The sequence below is a fragment of the Corynebacterium sp. CNJ-954 genome, from assembly GCF_001942345.1.
Classification (GTDB): domain Bacteria; phylum Actinomycetota; class Actinomycetes; order Mycobacteriales; family Mycobacteriaceae; genus Corynebacterium.
Map to the genome: position 1 here is coordinate 1 of NZ_MKKI01000041.1, position 17394 is coordinate 17394.

The 17394-nt window shown below is 66.2% G+C and carries 19 protein-coding genes and 1 tRNA gene; 9 read left to right on the top strand and 11 right to left on the bottom strand.

Annotated features, from left to right (window positions below):
* Positions 1 to 499: HNH endonuclease signature motif containing protein (locus tag BJF89_RS18880; protein ID WP_187344706.1), on the top strand; the 499-nt coding region annotated here is incomplete at its 5' end.
* Between the two features lie 182 nt (positions 500 to 681).
* Here BJF89_RS18880 and BJF89_RS11420 read toward each other — a convergent pair.
* Positions 682 to 1695: an NADP-dependent oxidoreductase gene (locus tag BJF89_RS11420; RefSeq protein ID WP_075815023.1), complete on the bottom strand. Its 1014-nt coding sequence runs from the start codon at positions 1693 to 1695 to the stop codon at positions 682 to 684.
* 108 nt (positions 1696 to 1803) lie between these two features.
* Here BJF89_RS11420 and tgt point away from each other — a divergent pair, with 108 nt between their 5' ends.
* On the top strand, positions 1804 to 3117 hold the full coding sequence (tgt, locus tag BJF89_RS11425) for a tRNA guanosine(34) transglycosylase Tgt (protein WP_075815025.1): 1314 nt from the start codon (positions 1804 to 1806) through the stop codon (positions 3115 to 3117).
* On the opposite strand, the gene BJF89_RS11430 is transcribed toward tgt, so the two are convergent.
* Positions 3075 to 3566 carry a MarR family winged helix-turn-helix transcriptional regulator gene (locus BJF89_RS11430; RefSeq protein WP_075815027.1) on the bottom strand — a complete coding sequence of 164 codons (492 nt, stop codon included), beginning with the start codon at positions 3564 to 3566 and terminating at the stop codon, positions 3075 to 3077. The two genes, tgt and BJF89_RS11430, sit on opposite strands and share 43 nt — an antisense overlap.
* Positions 3567 to 3656: 90 nt before the next feature.
* On the opposite strand from BJF89_RS11430, the gene BJF89_RS11435 reads away from it, so the two are divergent.
* Positions 3657 to 4442 carry an SDR family NAD(P)-dependent oxidoreductase gene (locus BJF89_RS11435; protein WP_075815029.1) on the top strand — a complete coding sequence of 262 codons (786 nt, stop codon included), beginning with the start codon at positions 3657 to 3659 and terminating at the stop codon, positions 4440 to 4442.
* 32 nt (positions 4443 to 4474) lie between these two features.
* Here the strand turns inward: BJF89_RS11435 and BJF89_RS18885 are convergent, their stop codons facing one another.
* The gene (locus BJF89_RS18885) at positions 4475 to 4624 is read right to left on the bottom strand and encodes a hypothetical protein (RefSeq protein WP_158026060.1); all 150 of its coding nucleotides are present in this window, start codon (positions 4622 to 4624) and stop codon (positions 4475 to 4477) included.
* Positions 4625 to 4679: 55 nt separating this feature from the next.
* On the opposite strand from BJF89_RS18885, the gene BJF89_RS11440 reads away from it, so the two are divergent.
* Together BJF89_RS11440 and BJF89_RS11445 are read left to right on the top strand one after the other, a co-directional pair.
* The gene (locus BJF89_RS11440; protein ID WP_075815031.1) at positions 4680 to 5114 is read left to right on the top strand and encodes a carboxymuconolactone decarboxylase family protein; all 435 of its coding nucleotides are present in this window, start codon (positions 4680 to 4682) and stop codon (positions 5112 to 5114) included.
* Positions 5111 to 5959 carry a sigma-70 family RNA polymerase sigma factor gene (locus BJF89_RS11445; protein ID WP_075815033.1) on the top strand — a complete coding sequence of 283 codons (849 nt, stop codon included), beginning with the start codon at positions 5111 to 5113 and terminating at the stop codon, positions 5957 to 5959. Before BJF89_RS11440 ends, BJF89_RS11445 begins: the two co-directional genes overlap by 4 nt.
* On the opposite strand, the gene BJF89_RS11450 is transcribed toward BJF89_RS11445, so the two are convergent.
* The 3 genes from BJF89_RS11450 to BJF89_RS11460 all read right to left on the bottom strand — a co-directional run bounded on the left by BJF89_RS11450 (position 5916) and on the right by BJF89_RS11460 (position 10026).
* Positions 5916 to 8441 carry an MMPL family transporter gene (locus BJF89_RS11450; protein ID WP_075815035.1) on the bottom strand — a complete coding sequence of 842 codons (2526 nt, stop codon included), beginning with the start codon at positions 8439 to 8441 and terminating at the stop codon, positions 5916 to 5918. The genes BJF89_RS11445 and BJF89_RS11450 overlap by 44 nt on opposite strands.
* Before the next feature lie 65 nt (positions 8442 to 8506).
* Complete coding sequence (locus tag BJF89_RS11455) at positions 8507 to 9199, bottom strand: HAD family phosphatase (protein WP_075815037.1); 693 nt, start codon at positions 9197 to 9199, stop codon at positions 8507 to 8509.
* On the bottom strand, positions 9196 to 10026 hold the full coding sequence (locus tag BJF89_RS11460; protein WP_075815039.1) for a class II fructose-bisphosphate aldolase: 831 nt from the start codon (positions 10024 to 10026) through the stop codon (positions 9196 to 9198). Before BJF89_RS11460 ends, BJF89_RS11455 begins: the two co-directional genes overlap by 4 nt.
* A 109-nt stretch (positions 10027 to 10135) precedes the next feature.
* Between BJF89_RS11460 and BJF89_RS11465 the strand changes: the two genes are divergently transcribed.
* From BJF89_RS11465 to BJF89_RS11475, 3 genes are read left to right on the top strand one after another with little or no spacing between them, the layout of a single operon-like run.
* Positions 10136 to 10906 carry a DeoR/GlpR family DNA-binding transcription regulator gene (locus BJF89_RS11465; protein ID WP_083650684.1) on the top strand — a complete coding sequence of 257 codons (771 nt, stop codon included), beginning with the start codon at positions 10136 to 10138 and terminating at the stop codon, positions 10904 to 10906.
* Positions 10903 to 11922, top strand: coding sequence for a 1-phosphofructokinase family hexose kinase (locus BJF89_RS11470; RefSeq protein WP_075815041.1), 1020 nt, complete (start codon positions 10903 to 10905; stop codon positions 11920 to 11922). The genes BJF89_RS11465 and BJF89_RS11470 overlap by 4 nt, the downstream gene beginning before the upstream one ends.
* Positions 11915 to 13903, top strand: a complete 1989-nt coding sequence (locus BJF89_RS11475) for a fructose-specific PTS transporter subunit EIIC (protein WP_075815043.1) — start codon at positions 11915 to 11917, stop codon at positions 13901 to 13903. Before BJF89_RS11470 ends, BJF89_RS11475 begins: the two co-directional genes overlap by 8 nt.
* 56 nt (positions 13904 to 13959) lie before the next feature.
* Here BJF89_RS11475 and BJF89_RS11480 read toward each other — a convergent pair.
* The 4 genes from BJF89_RS11480 to BJF89_RS11490 form a co-directional block, all read right to left on the bottom strand.
* Positions 13960 to 14049, bottom strand: a tRNA-Ser gene (locus BJF89_RS11480).
* Positions 14050 to 14097: 48 nt separating this feature from the next.
* Positions 14098 to 14265 carry a hypothetical protein gene (locus BJF89_RS19020; protein ID WP_187344707.1) on the bottom strand — a complete coding sequence of 56 codons (168 nt, stop codon included), beginning with the start codon at positions 14263 to 14265 and terminating at the stop codon, positions 14098 to 14100.
* A gap of 66 nt (positions 14266 to 14331) precedes the next feature.
* Positions 14332 to 14760, bottom strand: a complete 429-nt coding sequence (locus BJF89_RS11485; RefSeq protein WP_075815314.1) for a nucleoside deaminase — start codon at positions 14758 to 14760, stop codon at positions 14332 to 14334.
* A gap of 50 nt (positions 14761 to 14810) precedes the next feature.
* A complete protein-coding gene (locus BJF89_RS11490) occupies positions 14811 to 15347 on the bottom strand; it encodes a tRNA adenosine deaminase-associated protein (protein ID WP_075815045.1) in 537 nt (178 codons plus the stop codon).
* A 38-nt stretch (positions 15348 to 15385) separates the two neighbouring features.
* Here BJF89_RS11490 and BJF89_RS11495 point away from each other — a divergent pair, with 38 nt between their 5' ends.
* The gene (locus BJF89_RS11495) at positions 15386 to 16393 is read left to right on the top strand and encodes a prephenate dehydrogenase (RefSeq protein WP_075815046.1); all 1008 of its coding nucleotides are present in this window, start codon (positions 15386 to 15388) and stop codon (positions 16391 to 16393) included.
* Here BJF89_RS11495 and BJF89_RS11500 read toward each other — a convergent pair.
* Entirely contained in the window at positions 16390 to 17391 is a 1002-nt protein-coding gene (locus tag BJF89_RS11500) for a hypothetical protein (protein ID WP_139312015.1), read from the bottom strand. The two genes, BJF89_RS11495 and BJF89_RS11500, sit on opposite strands and share 4 nt — an antisense overlap.
* Positions 17392 to 17394: the final 3 nt, after the last annotated feature.

Sequence of the window (17394 nt, forward strand, 5' to 3'; positions counted from 1 at the left end):
GGACGGGAGTGACCGCGACGACAACACCCAGGTTGTCCCGCCGGTGCCGTTGATGTCGCACTGTCGTGGCCAGGTCGCCCTGCACCTGCTCGGCGGGCACCGTGACCAGTTGACCGTCACCGTGAACACCTACCAGGCTCACCCGGACCAACCGTGCTACGTGCTGGGCAGTGGGTGGGTGTCCGCCACCACCGGTGGTGAACTGGCCGCCCTGGCGACCCGGGTGCGTGAACTCCCGCACGCCGCCGATATCCCCCCTACTGAGGCCTACCGGTTCACCACCGTGCAGAAAGCCTGGATCCAGGGCCGCGACGGGTACTGCCGGTTTCCTGGCTGCCAGGTGCCCGCCGACACCTGTGAACATGATCATCTGGTCAACTCCCCGCACACCGACCCCACCAGTGACGGGCCGACGGGTGTGGCCAACGGGATCTGTCTGTGCCGGAGCCACCACACCCTGAAAACCGCGCGGGTGTGGGCAGCCGACCAGCCCGGATGATGCGGTCACACTGCACTGGGCAGGACCCGGCGGGGTGGAGCTCACCACCGTCGCCGCCGGGCCACTGTCACCGGTGAGACACCCCGACTGACCCCCGCCCCACAGGCAGGCGGGGGTTCAGGCACACGTACTCGACGGTCACGACCCCTGACCGCCGAGCACACCAGCACGCCCGGATGAACTCAGTCGACCTTGACGACGAGCTTCCCGAAGTTCTTGCCCTCAAGCATGCCGATGAACGCGTCCGGCGCGGTGTCGAACCCGTCGATAACCTGCTCCCGATAGTTGATGGTGCCGTCGGCGACCTTCGGCCCGATCTCGGCAAGGAATTCGGGGTAGTACTCCTCGGCGAACTCGGTCTGGATGAATCCGCGAATCAGCACACTCTGAGCCAGGATCGTCCCCATCGCCGCCGGCAGCCGGTCACGGTTGCCGGCACCGGTGGAGTTGTACTGGGAGACCAGGCCGCACACCGGCACACGCGCGAACTTGTTCAGCAGTGGCAGGACGGCGTCCCACACCGCACCGCCGACGTTCTCGTAGTAGACGTCCACACCGTCAGGGCAGGCCTCGGCGAGCTTGTCGGCGAAGTCGGGGTCACGATGATCCACCACCGCATCGAAGCCCAGCTCATCACGGACGAAGGCACATTTCTCCGGTCCGCCGGCGATACCGACCGCACGGGCCCCGGCGAGTTGGGCGAGCTGCCCGACCATCGATCCGACGGGACCGGAAGCCGCGGCGACAGCGACCGTCTCCCCTTTCTTGGGTTGCCCGATGACCTTCATACCGGCGTAGGCCGTGAATCCCGGCATGCCGAGCACGCCCAGCGCAGTGGTCGACGGAGCTCCGTGAGTCTGCAGCGTCCGCACGTGCTTTGCCGGGACCACGGCGTGGGTGCACCACCCGGTGTGTGCCCGGACGAGGTCACCGACCTCGAAATCGGGGTGCCGGGAGACGGTCACCTCGGCGACCGTCTCCCCCTGCATCACGCCGTCGACGGGGACGGGGGCGGCGTACGACTTCGCGGCACTCATCCGTCCCCGCATGTACGGGTCCAGGGAGAGGTACTGCACCTTCAGTTCAAGCTCCCCGTCGCCGACCTGCGGCAACGTGACCTCCTCGGTGCGGAAGTTCTCCGCGGTCGGCGCACCCTTCGGGCGGCTGGCGAGGACGATCTGACGTGCGGTGGTCATGGAGGCATCTCCTTGATTGGTTCGGGTTCGGAGTTCATTTCTCCGTCCGCCGAGGGTAGCTACTGAACCTGTCAGCGGCACACAGGGTGTCAGATAGAATGACCCACCATGACTGAGTCCGCCGTCCCCCCGGCCCCTGCAGCACAAGACACGACATTCGAGCTCGGCACCAGGGTCGGCTCCGTCGACGGCGCACCCGCCCACGGTCGCACGGGTGTGATTCACACTCCGCACGGGGACATCCGCACACCCGCCTTCATTCCGGTGGCGACGAAGGCGACGGTGAAGACACTCACCCCGGAGCAGGTCCGGTCGACGGGGGCGGAGGCGATGCTGTCGAACGCCTACCATCTCTACCTGCAACCGGGTGAGGACATCGTGGACACGGCCGGCGGCGTCGCAGCGTTCGAGAACTGGCACGGCCCGACCTACACCGATTCCGGCGGATTCCAGGTCATGAGCCTCGGCGTCGGGTTCAAGAAGGTCCTGGCGATGGACGTCGCGAACCTCACCGAGGGGGACATCCGTGCGGCGAAGAAGGAGCGCATGGCTCTCGTGGACGAGGACGGCGTCGACTTCCGCAGCATCATCGACGGTTCGAAGCACCGCTTCACCCCGGAGAAGTCGATGCAGATCCAGCACGGGCTCGGCGCGGACATCATGTTCGCCTTCGATGAGCTGACCACCCTGGTGGACACCCGGCTCTACCAGGAGGAGTCTGTGGAACGGACCCACCGCTGGGCACGACGCTGCCTCGTCGAACACGACCGGCTGACCGCCGAGCGCAGTCACCGGCCACTGCAGTCACTGTGGGGTGTGGTGCAGGGAGCACAGTACGAGGACCTGCGTCGTCAGGCGGCGCGGGGCCTGGTGGACCTGTCGAAGGAGGCGGAGGACGCCGGTCGTCGCGGGTTCGGCGGTTTCGGCATCGGCGGTGCCCTGGAGAAGGAGAACCTCGGTGTCATCACCGGGTGGGTCTGTGATGAACTGCCGGACGAGAAGCCCCGCCACATGCTCGGAATCTCCGAGCCGGACGACCTGTTCACCGCCATCGCCGCGGGTGCGGACACCTTCGACTGCGTGGCGCCGACCCGGCTGGCACGGCGCGGCGGGGTGTACACGCTGGACGGCCGCCTGAACCTGATGGCAGGCCGTCACCGGCGCGACTTCATCCCCATCGACGCATCCCTCGGCGGATACGTGTGTGACAACTATTCGCGGGCCTACATCCACCACCTGCTGCGTGCGAAGGAGTTCCTGGCAGGCACCCTGTGCACGCTGCACAACATCCACTTCATGGCGACGCTGACCCGGAATATCCGGAGGTCCATCGACGAGGGATGCTTCGAGGAGTACCGCAACGAGTTCCTCGGCCGCTACTACGCGGACACGCCCCCGGAACTGCGCGGACGCCAGCCCTGATCCTCACGTAACGCGCCGGTTATCCGCCGCGTGATCTCCGAAAGTTGCGAGACCTGGGTGTCCGTCAAGGAGTCGAAGACAAGGCGACGTACGAGGGCGACGTGGCCGGGCTCCGCAGCGCGCACGGCGTTCTGCCCCGCAGCCGTCAGGATCGCTACGGTGACGCGACCGTCCGACGGGTCAGGTATGCGGCGTACCCAGTCCCGTTTCTCCAACCTGGCTACCGCTCTCGACAACCGTGACAGTGTGCTGTTCGCGTAGTCGGCGAGCCGGCTCATCCGAAGTGTGGAATCCTCTGCCTGCGAGAGCGCATAGAGAATCCCGTATTCGAAGTGGCTGATCCCGGAGTCCCGCTGCATCTGCTCGTCAAGCGCCGCAGGCAACCACTCCAGGAGTGTGGCCAACGACGCCCATGTCTCAAGTTCAGTGCGATCGAATGTCTCAGCCATGGCACTATCCTACGCATTTACTTGAACAGGAAAGTGAACAGGTGTAGCATTTACTTTCCTAGGAAAGTAAAAATCGAACGATGAGGCGGCATGGATCTTCAACTCGGTGGAAAACGTATTTTCATCAGCGGGTCAACCCAGGGAATCGGCTTTGCGGTGGCATCCGCCTGCGCCGCCGAAGGGGCGAACGTCATCGTCAACGGCCGTGAGCCGACCCGCGTGGAGGAGGCTGTCGCCCAACTGCAGGCGATCTCCCCCGGCTCACAGGTGTCCGGCATCGCAGCCGATGTGGCAGACAGCACCGGCGTACATGCGCTCCTGGACTCAGTCGGCCCCGTCGATGTCCTGGTGAACAACGTCGGACAGTTCGATGTCCGTCCTTTCACGGAGATCAGCGACGAGGAGTGGCAACGGTACGTCGACGTCAACCTCATGAGCGGTGTCCGTCTGGCACGTGGCTTGTTGGATGGCATGCTCACCCGGAACTGGGGACGCGCGATCTTCATCGGCACGGAATCAGCGGTGGACGTACCCGGCGACATGATCCACTACGGAGCAACCAAAGCTGCGTCACTGGCTGTAAGTAATGGACTGGCGAAACTGACCCGTGGCACCGGAGTCACGGTCAACACCGTCCTCGGCGGGCCGACCTACTCCGACGGGGTCGCACGAGTGGTGGAAACCATAGCCTCGGCACGGGCGGTGCCGACAGATGATCTGAAGCAGGGCATGGTGCGGGGCACCTCACTACTGCAACGCTTCATCGAGCCGGAAGAGATCGCCGATGTCGTGACATACCTCGCGAGTCCACGGTCGTCTGCGATCAATGGTGCCGCATTACGGGCGGACGGCGGAGTCCTGACTACACTCTTCTAGCTGTAGTTCCCCGTGCGGGACGGAGCCGGTTATCAGTACAGGTCCAGTGCCTCTGCGAGCATACGGTGTCCCTGCTGTTCGAAGGCGTGGTCCCCGACTTCCCGTGCCCCAGACGGCCGTCCCACCGCTTCCCGGGCCAGCATCACCTGCTCTGACCTGCAGATTGTCACATAGACACCCACTACCCCGTCTCTCCTTTGACGACCTGTCCACCAGACCGCCAGAGGGATACCGACCATGACCCACCTCGACCTGATGAAAACCCACAAACGCACCTATGCCGCGGCGGGAGCCTTCGAGTTCGCCGCCCGCAGCGGCCTGGACCGGCGCACCCGCCTGCTCATCGAGTTACGTGCGTCCTTCCTCAACAAATGCAGCTTCTGCATCGGCATGCACTCCGACGAGGCCCTGAAGCACGACTTCGGCCAGGACTGGATCGACGCGATCCGGGACTGGACACCGGGCAGCACGGGTACCCACTTCAGTGCGTCCGACGACCTCATCCTCGCCTTCACCACAGCCGGCACCCGTCTCAGCGAAGACGCCGATTTCGACGTCGAACTCCAGGAACGCGTGATCGAGGAGTTCGGGGAGAAGACCACCGGAGCCCTGATCAGTGAAATCGCCGCGATCAACATGTGGAACCGGCTCGGCGTACTCTCGCAGAAATGACGACGACCCCGACCTGGATCCGGGAACGCCCACGCCTGCTGGGGCTGGCCTACACCGTGCTCGGAACCTGGGAAGACGCCGAAGACGCCGTCTCCGAAGCGTGGCTTCGTCTGCAACGTGTCGACGGAACAAGCCAGGAACCGCGGGACGTACCCGCGTGGCTGACCGTCGTCGTCTCCCGCATCGCCCTCGACGCTGCGACAACTGCCGCGAAACGCCGTGAGTCCTATGTCGGGCAGTGGCTGCCCGACATCGTCGTGCAGGACGCCGACCCCGCCGACCGGATCGTCCTCGGGGAAGGCGTCGACCTCGCTTTCATCCGACTCCTCCAGTCGCTCCGGCCCGTGGACCGGATCGTCCTCGTCCTCGCCGACGTCGTGGGAATGTCCCACCAGGAGATCGCGGATGCGGTCGGCAGCACTCCGGCGGCGACACGCCAGCGACTACGTCGGGCCCGCGCGGCCTTGGCCTCACCATCAGAGGCCGCGCCGGTCCCCCGGTCTGCAGACCAGTCGTACCTGCATACTCTGGCCGCTGCCCTGAACGCCGACGACCTCGGCACGCTCGTGGAACAGTTGTCCGAGGGCTGCGTCCTGTGGACGGATTCCGGCGGGCTCACCAGAGCCGCACGGAATCCGGTGTACGGCAGCGACCGGGTCTCCCGGTTCCTCGCCGGCCTGATCAGCAAATACGGGATGCCCCGGGTGTCGGTCGTCGACGCGGTGGCAGGCCCGGTGCTCCGTGCGGCCTCCGAGGACATGACCCGTGTCGTCGTCCTCGAGACCGACGGAGGAACCGGGATCACCGGGATCCAGGTCCAGCAGAACCCGGGGAAGATTCACTGACCTGGCTGTCCTCCATACGCCGGATCTTCCCGGAGGAGTAGGCGTCCTCCAGCTTCGCTCCCTCGACGTCCACCGACGGCAGGATCCTGTCCAACCACCGCGGCATGTACCAGGTGGCACGCCCGCACAGGAACATCAGCGCAGGGATCAGGGTCATCCGGATGAAGAAGGCGTCGAACAGCACACCGACCCCCAGGGCGAAGCCGAAGATCTGGATGAACGGCAGCGGCTGGGCGATGAAGGACGCGAAGACGCAGATCATGATCAACGCGGCGGCAGTCACCACCTTCGCTCCCAGCCCGAAGCCGCCGATCACCGAATCTTCAACGGCGTTGTATTTGCTCGTCTTCGCCGCCTCATGACTGCGCAGGGTGAACCTCTCCCTCATCCGCGAGACGATGAACACCTGGTAGTCCATCGCCAGGCCGAAGGTGACACCGATGAGGAAGATCGGCATGAAGCTGATCAGCGGCCCCGGCGAGTTGATCAGGCCCCACAGTCCCTCCTGCCAGAACAGGACGGTGACCCCGAAGGCGGCCCCGACGGACAGCAGGAACCCGGCGGCGGCCATCACCGGCACCATCAGTGACCGGAAGACCATCAGCAGCAGAACCAGGGCGAGGCCGACGACCAGCGCGAGGTAGACCGGCATGGCGTCGGACAACCTGTCGGTGACGTCCTGTTGGATCGGCACCAGACCGGTGATGCCCATGTCCACGCCGGTCTCGTCCTCCAGGACGTTCTGCTGGGCCCGGAGCTGCTGGATGAGCTGCGCGGTGCGCTCGTCGGTCGGACCGGTCTCCGGGGTGACCAGGATCTGCGCGGTGGAGCCGTCCTCCGAGGCGCCGATCAGCTGCGAATGCTTCACCCCGACATTGTTGCCGAGCCGGTCCTTCACCGTCACGAACGCGGCCTGTGCCGGTTCGATTCCACTGGAGACCAGCGGTGCCAGTGCAGCGGAGTCAGGCTTCACGTCGTCGGTGTTGACGATGACGAGGAACGGGGAGTTCCGGCCGGCACCGAAGCCCTCCTCCATCAACTCGGCGGACTGCCGCTGGGTACTGTCCACCGGGGAGGTCTTGTCCGACGGCAGGGAGAGCTGCAGATTCATGGCCGGCAGGGTCAGCAGGACCAGCGATGCGACGACGACGAGGAGGAAACCTCCCGGTGCGCGGTGGACCAGCTGTACCCACCGGGTACCGAGGGAGGGGCCGGAGGACGACTGTGCTCTCCGCGCCTTCTTCTCGTGCTGTCCGCGCGTCCGACGGGAGCCCCTGCTCCCGGACGCCAGGGAGGCGGCGACCGCGGCATCCGCGTCCTCGACCGTCATTCCTTCGCGTACCTTCGCACCGGTGGCGGCGTCCTTGCGGAAGACCCGGCCGCCGAAGGCACCGAACAAGGCGGGCACCAGGGTGAGTGCCACGAAAACGGAGAGCAGGACGGTGGCGGCCGCAGCGTAACCCATGTAGGACAGGAACTCGATGTTCGCCACCCGGAGGCCGACCAGGGCGATGATCACGGTCAGCCCGGCGAAGACCACCGCCGAACCAGCGGTTCCCACCGCCAGGCCGGTGGCGTCGGGCCTGGAGCGCCCGTGTCGGACTTCATCGCGGTACCGGCTCATGATGAACAGGGCGTAGTCGATCGCGACGGCCAGGCCCAGCATGATGCCCAACACCGGGGTGATGTTGTTCAGCGGGACGAAGGCGGTCGCACCGGTGATGCCGAGAGCACCGATGCCCACACCGACGACGGCACTGATCAACGGCATACCCGCGGCGATGAGTGAGCCGAAGGTGATGAACAGGATGATGAACGCGGCCAGCAGTCCGACGGCTTCACTGATCGGTTCGATGACGATCGGGTCACCGAAACCTGCACCACCGGCTTCGGCCTTCAGGCCGGCGTCGCGTGCGATGTCGAGGGCGTCGTTGACCGCATCCTTGTCGGCCGGGGTGACGTCGGCGGGCAGGTCGACGTCGAAGGCGAACGAGGTCGTGCCCGTCCGCCCGTCGGGGCTGAGGGTGGCGACGTTGGCGGCGTCGGCCTCGGCGACGTCCCGGGGCAGCCCCATCTCGGTGGAGGTGTCGATGACCATCTGCGACTGCTGGTCATTGAAGACGACCGGGTTACCGAAGGAGGAGTCGTCGCCGAAATCATCGACGTCGGCGCGGACGGCGTCGACGACATCGTCGAGGACACCCATGTACTTCTCATCGCTGAGCTTCTCCCCCTCCGGCGCCTGGAACACCAGATTCACGTCCGATGCCTCGGCGGGGTTGTCGGTGCCGGGGAACTCGTCCATGAGCATCTGGGTGGCGTGCTGGGACGGCACCCCGTCGATGCTGAAGACGTCGTTGTAGCCCTTCTGGATCACCAGCGACCCACCGCCGACGGCGGCGAGCAGGACCGCCCAGATCCCGATGACGAGCCACCGCCTCAGGTAGGACCACCGGCCGAGTCGGAACAGGAAAAGAGCCACGGAGAGGTCAGCCTTCCACGTAGGAGCACAGTGCGAGAGACAATCCTAGTGGACCGCGGCAGTGTTCAGGGCCGCATGGAACTCGTACCCCAGATGTCTATTTTCTCACCTGTGTGAACGGTCCTGAGAAGCTCAGCATTCACCTGGGTTAGGTCGCTGGCTATACTTACCCGTTCTTTCTTCGCATACGAGTGGTAGATCTCTTCCGACGGAGGAACCGCGAGCACAGGAACACCGGCCGCGACACCGGCGGCGACACCGGTCGGCGAATCTTCCACGACGACCACATCGTCCGGGATCAACCCAAGCCTGTCAATGGCGGTGAGAAAGACCTCCGGGTCCGGCTTTCCGTTGTTCAGTTCGTCTCCCGTAACGAGTTCAGTAAGTGAACCTGCGGGCGCAGCGTCCTGGATAACAGACGCGAGAGGCCGGACGCTCTGTGTCCCCAGCGCCGTCGCAATCCCGGCATCGTGTAGTTCAGAGAGCAACTCGACAGCGCCGGGCAACCACGGAATCCCGGCACGGTAGATCCCGATAAGCTCTCCGGTCATCCTGTCAATGGCTTCAGCGACCGTCAGGTCGAGCCCCCGGTCGATGATTGTCTGCGCAGTGACTGACAGCGGTCGACCGAAGCAGGAAAAAGCATCCTCTTCCGTCCACAACACTCCGCCAGAGGCAGCGACTGCAGTTTCCGCCCTCGCCCAGAGAGGTTCGGAATCAATCAGGGTGCCGTCCAGGTCGAATATGACGCCCTTCATTTCAGCACCCGCATGAAGTGGCGGCAGGTCTCCGTCATCGCGTCGCGCCCGGGCCGGATGTACTTACGGGGGTCAACGCCGTCATTCTCGTTCAACCAGTCCCGGACGGCGCCGGTGAAGGCGATGTTGAGTGCGGTGCCGATGTTGATCTTGCGCATTCCGGCACGGGCGGCCGCAGCAAGGTCCCCATCCGGGACCCCCGAGGATCCGTGCAGGACCAGCGGGACATCGACGCTGGCGGCGATACGTTCAACCAGGTCGATGTCGACGCTGGCGGACCGGGTGGTCATCGCGTGCGACGAACCGACCGCCACAGCGAGAGAGTCGACACCGGTGTCCCTGGCGAACTGCGCAGCTTCCGCCGGGTCGGTCCTGACTCCCGGCGCATGGGCTCCGTCCTTACCCCCGATCTCACCGAGCTCAGCCTCGACCCAGATGCCGTTGTCGTGCGCCCACCCGGACACCCGTCGCGTCGTGGCGACATTCGCGGCGTAGTCGAGTTCCGCTCCGTCGTACATCACGGAGGAGAACCCGAGATCCTTCGTCCGCAGTGCGAGGTCGGGGTCGGTGATGTGGTCGAGGTGCAGGACGACGGGGGCCGACGAGGTTGCGGCGACAGCGGCCATCGCCGCAGCAATCGCCTCTGGCCTGCGGTGGAAGGCGATGGCGTTCTGGGAGAGCTGCAGGATGACAGGCAGCCCCTCCGCTTCGGCTGCGGCCGCGATGGCCTCGGCGTGCTCGAGGGTGATCACGTTGAAGGCAGTCACTGCGGAGGGCCTGTCCGTGGTGTGTGACGGACCAAGGAGGTCGGTGGCGTTGATGATCATGCAACCGACTTTGCCAGCGCCACCACCAATTCGCAAGCATTTCCACTATTGTGCAATATAAACCAAGGAACTACACTTATTTTGCATCCGATATCAAGGAGGTGCGGACATGAGGGACGCCCCCATGTTGGCGACTGAACGCCAACAGCATCTACTCCACGAACTTCAGAGATCCGGCCGGCTCACCGCAGCAGCCGTGGCCGAGGACCTCGGAACCTCCGTGGAGACGATCCGCAAGGATCTCATCCAACTGGAACGGCAGGGCCACCTGCACCGTGTTCACGGTGGAGCGCTGCCGGTCACTCCGATGACCTTCGAACCCGACGTCACCACCCGGGCCGACAATCTCGACGAGAAGACACGCATCGCGCGTGCCGCCCTGGCCCGCGTCCCTGACGGCGGGGCGATCGCCGTCGACGCCGGTTCCACCACCCTGGAGTTCGTACGTCAGCTTCCCGATCGCCCTTTGAACGTCTATACGACGGCCCTCTCCATCGCCGGCGCCCTGTCACACCACCGCAACATCCGGGTTTCGACCTTCGGCGGTCTCGTCCGGGCGAACACCACCACACAGGTGGGCCCGCTCGCGCTCAACGCAATCGACAAAATGCACTTCGATGTCGCGTTCGTCGGTACGAACTCCATCTCCGCCGACCGAGGTCTCGCCACTCCCGACGAGGCCGAGGCCGCAATCAAGGCCGCACTGATCGACCACGGCGAACGGGCGGTGCTCCTGGCCGACCACACCAAGTTCACCCAGCGGTCACTCATGACATACGCCCAGGTCACCGACCTCGACGTCATCATCACCGGGACTGAACTGGACCCCGCGTTGCGCGAGCCTTTCAGCGACACCGACATAGAACTGGAGTACGTATGATCGTCACCGTCACCCCGTCCCCTGCGGTCGACTGGACCGTGGCCACCGACAGCTTCGAACTCGATGCGGTGAACCGCGCGAGCACGTCGACCCGCGAGGCCTCCGGGAAGGGCGTCAACGTCTCCTGGGCACTGCATCGTGCCGGGGTCTCCACCATCGCCGTCTTCCCGGGTGGCGGTCAGACCGGCCAGTTCATGGAGAATGCCTTCACCGAGGCGGCGATGCCGTTCACCCGAGTCGAGACAGGCCGGGAGGTCCGGACGAACATCACCCTGGTCACTCCAGGCCATTCCACCAAGATCAATGAACCGGGAGTCGACGTGGGCCCCCGGCAACTGCAGCAACTCGCCGACACCGCGGTCGAGGCCACCCGCGGAGCCCGCGCCGTCCTCCTGTGTGGGAGCCTGCCCCCGACCATGTCGCCCACCCAGTTCGCCGACCTCGTGACGAGCCTCCGGGAGTCGTCGTCGGAGACCGAAATCGTGGTCGACAGTTCCGGAGAACCTCTCACCGCGGCCCTGGCGGCAGGCCCGTCCCTGATCAAACCGAACGTCCACGAGCTGTCTGAACTGGTCGAGCGGGACATACGGACCATCGGCGACGTCGTTGACGCCGCGCACCAGGTGAGGCGGTCCGGCGCCACGGCGGTGCTGGCGAGTCTCGGAGCTGACGGCGCGATATACGTCGACAACGAAAACGCCCTCCACGCCGTCGGGCACGACATCCCCTTCGTCAACTCCGTCGGGGCCGGTGACGCCCTGCTCGCCGGGTTCATGGCCGTTGAGGGGACTCCCGGCACGCGACTGCACAATGCCGTGCTCTGGGCATCCAGCGCTGTCGCCCACGCGTCAACACTGTTCCCCGTCCGCCCCGACTTCAGCGACCAGATCGCCGTCAGTGACCTGGCGACGGGCACCGACGGGCGAGAGATCGTGCTGACGGAACCGTCGGTACCGCTCGTCGCCACCACCACGCACACCACACCCGACATTCGAGAGAGGAAGAACCATGGCTGAGGAATTCATCGTCGCCGCCACCGGCTGTCCCACCGGGGTTGCCCATACGTTCATGGCTGAGGACGCGCTGAAGCAGGCCGCCGCCAAGCGTGGCATCGAGATCCGTGTCGAGACACACGGGCAGGTCGGATTGGAGAACGAACTCACCGCCGACGAGATCAAACGCGCCACTGGTGTGATCATCGCGGCGGACAAGGAGGTCAACGCCCGTCGGTTCGCCGGTAAGGCGGTCGTCGACGTCGGTGTCAAGGAGGGCATCCACCACCCGGACCAGCTGATCGACCGGGTACTGGCCAAGGCCGCCGCCGGAACACCGGGGAGCTCCGCCCCCGGGAGCGGTAACGACGAGCCGGAGGACGAGAACGACTTCCTCAACGTCGCAGCCATCGACACATCGGCCGACCAGGGGTGGAGGAAAGTAGGACGTGCCGTCTACAAGCACCTGATGAACGGTGTGTCCTATATGCTGCCGTTCGTCGTCGGTGGTGGCGTGCTTCTCGCAGCGTCCTTCCTCTTCGGCATCTACTCGGCCGACCCCACCTCTGACGAGTACAACCGGTTCGCCGAAATGCTCAACACCGTCGGGTCCACCGGCCTGGGGCTGATGGTGCCGGTGCTCTCGGCATTCATCGCTTTCTCGATCTCCTCACGCCCCGGGCTCACCGTCGGTCTGATCACCGGCCTCTTGGCCGCTGACATGGGTACCGGGTTCCTGGGAGGTATCGTCACCGGCTTCCTGGCCGGCTACGGAATGCTCTACCTGGGGAAACTCTTCGACAAACTTCCCAAGGCCCTCGGCGGGCTGAAAGCCATCTTCCTCCTGCCGGTCATCGGAACGCTCGTGTTCGGCGGCATCACCTTCGTGATCTCCGCCCCCATGGAATCGATCTCTGTGGGACTGCAGAACTTCCTCGCGGATTTTCAGGGCGCCAACCCCGTCGTGCTGGGGATCATCATCGGCTGCATGGCGGGCTTCGACATGGGTGGCCCGGTGAACAAGGCTGTGTACGTCACCGGTGTGGCACTCCTGGCCGAGGGGAACATGGAGTTCATGGCGGCCGTCTCTGCAGCCTGCATCGCGCCGCCGATCATCACCGCCATCGCCGTCACACTGTTCCCCAGGGGGTTTGAGGCCGGGGAGCGCAAGGCCGGGTACGTCAACTACCTGTTGGGTTCCACCCATATCACCGAGGGCGCGATTCCCTTCGCCGCCCGCAACCCTCTGGTGGTGATTCCGTTGATCATGCTCGGCTCATCGATCTCGGCGATCCTCACCCTGCTGTGGGGCGTCACCTCCCCTGCACCCCACGGCGGCTTCCTCGTCCTTCCGATCGTCGGCAACCCCTTCGGCTGGGTGCTGGCCATCCTCATCGGTTCCGCCGTCTCCGGGGTCCTGTACGGCCTCTACCGGCTCAACCAGTCCCGGAAAACCGCAACGGCGGCTGAGGATACAGAGGCCGCAGAGGTCACAGAGGTCACTGCCGCCGCCCCCGAACCACAGGCTTCCGTCAGCCCCGGCGCGCCCACCGCAACCCTGGTGGAGATGTTCACCCGCGACAATGTACTGGTTGACGTTCCCGCTGACTCCCAGGAGGACGCTCTCGCCCGGATCGCCGCCATGGCGACCGACCGCGGGTACGCGGCCGACGCCGAGGGCGTACTCGCCGGGCTGCAGGCCCGCGAGGCACAGATGACGACGGCCCTGATGGACGGCATCGCGATCCCCCACGCCAAGCACCCGGCGATCACCGAAGCTGCCCTGCTGGTCGTGCGATTCAGCGAGCCGGTGGCGTGGCCGACCGACAAGGCGCTGGTGTCCGTGGCCGTCACCATGCTCGTCCCTGAAGCACAGGCAGGCACCACACACCTGAAACTACTGGCGAAGGTCTCCCGCGCCCTCATGGACGAGGACCTGCGCGCCACCCTCACCTCCGGCACTGCCGACGAGATCTACACCCCGCTCAGCGCGAAACTGGGGTAGCCCGCCCACGCAGAAACCCCCGTCCCGGTGAGGTCACCGGGACGGGGGTTGTTCTGTGGCGGTGGCGGAGGGATTTGAACCCCCGGTCGCTGTTACACGACGCTCGCTTTCGAGGCGAGTACCTTCGGCCGCTCGGTCACGCCACCGCCGACCAAGATACAACAACTGGACCCCGTCGGGCAAAACGCAGGAAGCTACTTCCCGGACAGCTTGTCGAGCCCGTCCTTCAGGGTGCTCTTCGCCTTCTCCGCCTTGTCTCCGTCGGTGACCTTGTCGATGGCCTCGCCGGCCTTGTCCTCGACCTGGTCACGATTGTCGTTGACGGCCTTCTTGGCCTTGTCTGCCAGTCCACCAAGATCCATGATGTTCACCCTTTCCCTAAGGGACGTCGATGCGGGTCGTGCTCTGACGCGCCCCAGGATAGACGGTCAGCGCCGTTCGCGGAAGAACCCGCGGACAAGTTCCTCGCACTCCTCCGTCATCACCCCGCCTCGCACGGCGACGGTGTGCAGGGGGGATTCCCGGGCCACGTCGACCACGGACCCGCATGCCCCGGTGCGTGGTTCATAGGCGCCGAAGAGGATGCGGCCGACGCGTGCGCCCACGGCGGCACCTGCGCACATGGCACAGGGTTCCAGGGTGACGACGAGGGTGCAGTCCTCCAGTCGCCACGCGTCGCCGAGAACGGCCGCCGCGGCACGCAGGGCGAGCACCTCGGCGTGGGCGGTGGGGTCGGCGTCGATGTCCCGACGGTTCGTGGCCCTCGCCAGTTCCCGGCCGTCAGGGGCGAGGACGACGGCGCCGACAGGGACGTCGCCGTCCGGCGTGGACGCGGCGACGTCGAGGGCCCGACGCATCAGCTCGTCGTCGCGGACCTCATGGACGGGACGGGGCAGGCCGGACCCGGTCACGCCCACCCGGTGTACCCGAGCTTGTCGAGGATCTCCGCGAGATCATCGTCGAAGCCGAGTTCCTCGGCCACACGCATGAGCTGTTCGGTGGCGAGCATGTCGCCGTCGTCGAGGATGACAGACAGGACCTGCTCGCTGACCCCGAGGTCGGCGAGGATGTCGAAGTCCCCGTCCGGCCAGGGCGCGTCGGGGTCGTCCGCATCGTCGATGTCGTCGTCGGTGGGGCCGTCGACGTCGAGCTCGGCGAGGATGTCGCGGGCGAGGTCGATGCCGGGCTCGTCATCGTCCTCGACGATGACGGAAGCGTCGCTGAGCAGCAGTTGGGCTCCCCGCGGGCCGGGACGTACCAGCGCGCACCAGTCGTCCTCGACACAGACCATGCCGAGCAGCACACCGGCGGCGCGGAGCCTGCCCAGTTCGGTCAGCAGGGGGCGCAGACCACCGGGGATCTTCCTGTCCAGGACGCGCAGGCGCCACGACGCGCCGCCGGAGTCACCCTCGGCGAGTTCGGCTGCGACGACGAATCCACTCATGGTCGCTAACCGTAGTCGCCCTGTGCCACACTTGAAAGGTGAACACTGCTCCCCCGTCCCCCACCGCCACCTCCCCCCGCCCCGTCTGTGTGCTCGGACTGGGGCTGATCGGCGGCAGTCTGGTGCGGGACCTGCAGGAGGCGGACCGCCCGGTGTTCGGCTGGAACAGATCGCAGGCGACGGTGGACACTGCCGCCGCCGAGGGGTTCGACGTCTCCGCCGACCTGGTGGACACACTCCGTCGCGCCGCCGGGGAGGACGCCCTCATCGTCCTCGGAGTCCCCGTCCCGGCACTGCCATCACTGCTGGAGGCGGTCGCCGAGCACGCGCCGGACTGCGGGCTGACCGATGTCGTCAGCGTGAAAGGGGACGTGCTGGCTCTGGTCACCGACCATGGGCTGGCGGAGCACTACGTCGGCGGGCATCCGATGGCCGGCACGGCGGATTCCGGGTGGGAGGCCACCTCATGCGGGCTCTTCCGCGACGCGGTGTGGGTGGTCACCCACGACAATGCGCAGGACGCCCCGGCCTGGGTGGATGTCTGGCGTCGCGTGGTGGAGATGGCCGAGACCACCGGTGCGGTGGTTGTACCGGCGCGTACTGCGGCACACGACAGCGCGGTCGCCAGGGTCTCCCATCTTCCCCATGTCGTCGCCGAGGCACTGTCCATCACCGCGGACCAGGGGGGTGCCCTGGCGTTGTCACTGGCGGCGACGAGTTTCCGCGACGGAACGCGGGTGGCGGGCACCGCACCGCACCTGGTGCAGGCGATGTGCGAGAACAACCGGGACGCCCTGGTCACCGCGTTGGATGAGACGCTCAACCTGCTGACCTCCGCGCGGGATGCCCTCGCCGACCCCGACGGGGACCTCGGGCAGATGACCCGTGACGGGCACGACGCCCGGCTGCGGTACGAGGCACGGGCGGGCCGGACGCGCGAGGCACCGTCCAACCGGCCGTTCATCCGGGTGCGGCCGGGTGCCCGGGGGTGGGTGGACCAGCTGCACTACGCCGAGACCGTCGGCGCGCAGATCGGCGTGTTCTAGCGGGCCTGGCACTCGGCGGCGCCACCGTTGGCGGACGCCTCGTCGATCAGGGGGGCGATCCGGCGGGTCATCTCGGCGACGGCCTCGCGTGCCGTCTCTTCCTGGCCGTCGTCCGGGATCACGGCGACGGCGACGGGCACCTGGGCGTCGACCGGACCGACGAGCCCGAACTCGCGCAGGATGAAACTGCCGTCGGCAGTGTCGCCCCAGCCACCCTTCACGTGCGAGCCCTCCAGCTGTGCCAGCCCGGTGCTGTGCTCCTCGGCGAGACGCCCCATCGCGTCGAGGGCCTGCTCGGAGCCCAGGACGCACGCCATCCGGTTGGCGAAGATCGTCTGGTGGTCGAGGGTCCAGGCGATGTCGCCGAACCCTTCGTAATCGTCCCTGCTCCAGTCCACGGTCGTGTCGGTCGGATCACCACCCTGGCCCAGGACGGCGCCGAGTGCCGCGGCGGCCTCGTCATCGGTTCCCAGGGACTCCCACAGACGCAGCGCGGCGTCGTTGTCCGAGACGGTGATGGCCTCGTCGATGTCACCGGTCAGCTCCTCGAAGGGGCGGCCGTCCCGCAGACTCTTCTGCACCGCGGCGACGGACACCGGAACCTTGATCGACGACAGTGCGGGGGCGTCCTGCAGCTCACCGACGTGGACGATTCCCCCGCCCGCACGCATCGTCGCCCCGGCGGTGACACCGAACTCCTCCGAGATGTCGTCGGTGACGCCGGCGAGGGTGACCCGGATGTTCTCCGCCTCCTCCTCGGAGGTCGGCGCCGAGGACGCCGCGACATCCTGTTCAAGGGCACGTCGGTTACGTTCTGCCTCGTCCCCGTCATCCGCGGTGAGTCCGTTGAGGAACACGGCCACACTCAGGATGGCGAGCAGCAGGCCGCCGACGACCCAGAGATTCCGCTGGTTCGCCCCCGCCGTGCCTGCCGAGGGATCCGGCGCACGGTGATGCGTTCCCGTTGTTCTCGCTGACTTCGCTGCCCTGCGTACCACAGC

What these genes read in the sequence shown, in the direction of transcription:
- BJF89_RS11420 (WP_075815023.1), bottom strand. Translation starts at nt 1,695, where the DNA reads ATGACCACCGCACGTCAGATCGTCCTCGCCAGCCGCCCGAAGGGTGCG.
- tgt (WP_075815025.1), top strand. Translation starts at nt 1,804, where the DNA reads ATGACTGAGTCCGCCGTCCCCCCGGCCCCTGCAGCACAAGACACGACA.
- BJF89_RS11430 (WP_075815027.1), bottom strand. Translation starts at nt 3,566, where the DNA reads ATGGCTGAGACATTCGATCGCACTGAACTTGAGACATGGGCGTCGTTG.
- BJF89_RS11435 (WP_075815029.1), top strand. Translation starts at nt 3,657, where the DNA reads ATGGATCTTCAACTCGGTGGAAAACGTATTTTCATCAGCGGGTCAACC.
- BJF89_RS11440 (WP_075815031.1), top strand. Translation starts at nt 4,680, where the DNA reads ATGACCCACCTCGACCTGATGAAAACCCACAAACGCACCTATGCCGCG.
- BJF89_RS11445 (WP_075815033.1), top strand. Translation starts at nt 5,111, where the DNA reads ATGACGACGACCCCGACCTGGATCCGGGAACGCCCACGCCTGCTGGGG.
- BJF89_RS11455 (WP_075815037.1), bottom strand. Translation starts at nt 9,199, where the DNA reads ATGAAGGGCGTCATATTCGACCTGGACGGCACCCTGATTGATTCCGAA.
- BJF89_RS11460 (WP_075815039.1), bottom strand. Translation starts at nt 10,026, where the DNA reads ATGATCATCAACGCCACCGACCTCCTTGGTCCGTCACACACCACGGAC.
- BJF89_RS11465 (WP_083650684.1), top strand. Translation starts at nt 10,136, where the DNA reads ATGAGGGACGCCCCCATGTTGGCGACTGAACGCCAACAGCATCTACTC.
- BJF89_RS11470 (WP_075815041.1), top strand. Translation starts at nt 10,903, where the DNA reads ATGATCGTCACCGTCACCCCGTCCCCTGCGGTCGACTGGACCGTGGCC.
- BJF89_RS11475 (WP_075815043.1), top strand. Translation starts at nt 11,915, where the DNA reads ATGGCTGAGGAATTCATCGTCGCCGCCACCGGCTGTCCCACCGGGGTT.
- BJF89_RS19020 (WP_187344707.1), bottom strand. Translation starts at nt 14,265, where the DNA reads ATGGATCTTGGTGGACTGGCAGACAAGGCCAAGAAGGCCGTCAACGAC.
- BJF89_RS11485 (WP_075815314.1), bottom strand. Translation starts at nt 14,760, where the DNA reads ATGCGTCGGGCCCTCGACGTCGCCGCGTCCACGCCGGACGGCGACGTC.
- BJF89_RS11490 (WP_075815045.1), bottom strand. Translation starts at nt 15,347, where the DNA reads ATGAGTGGATTCGTCGTCGCAGCCGAACTCGCCGAGGGTGACTCCGGC.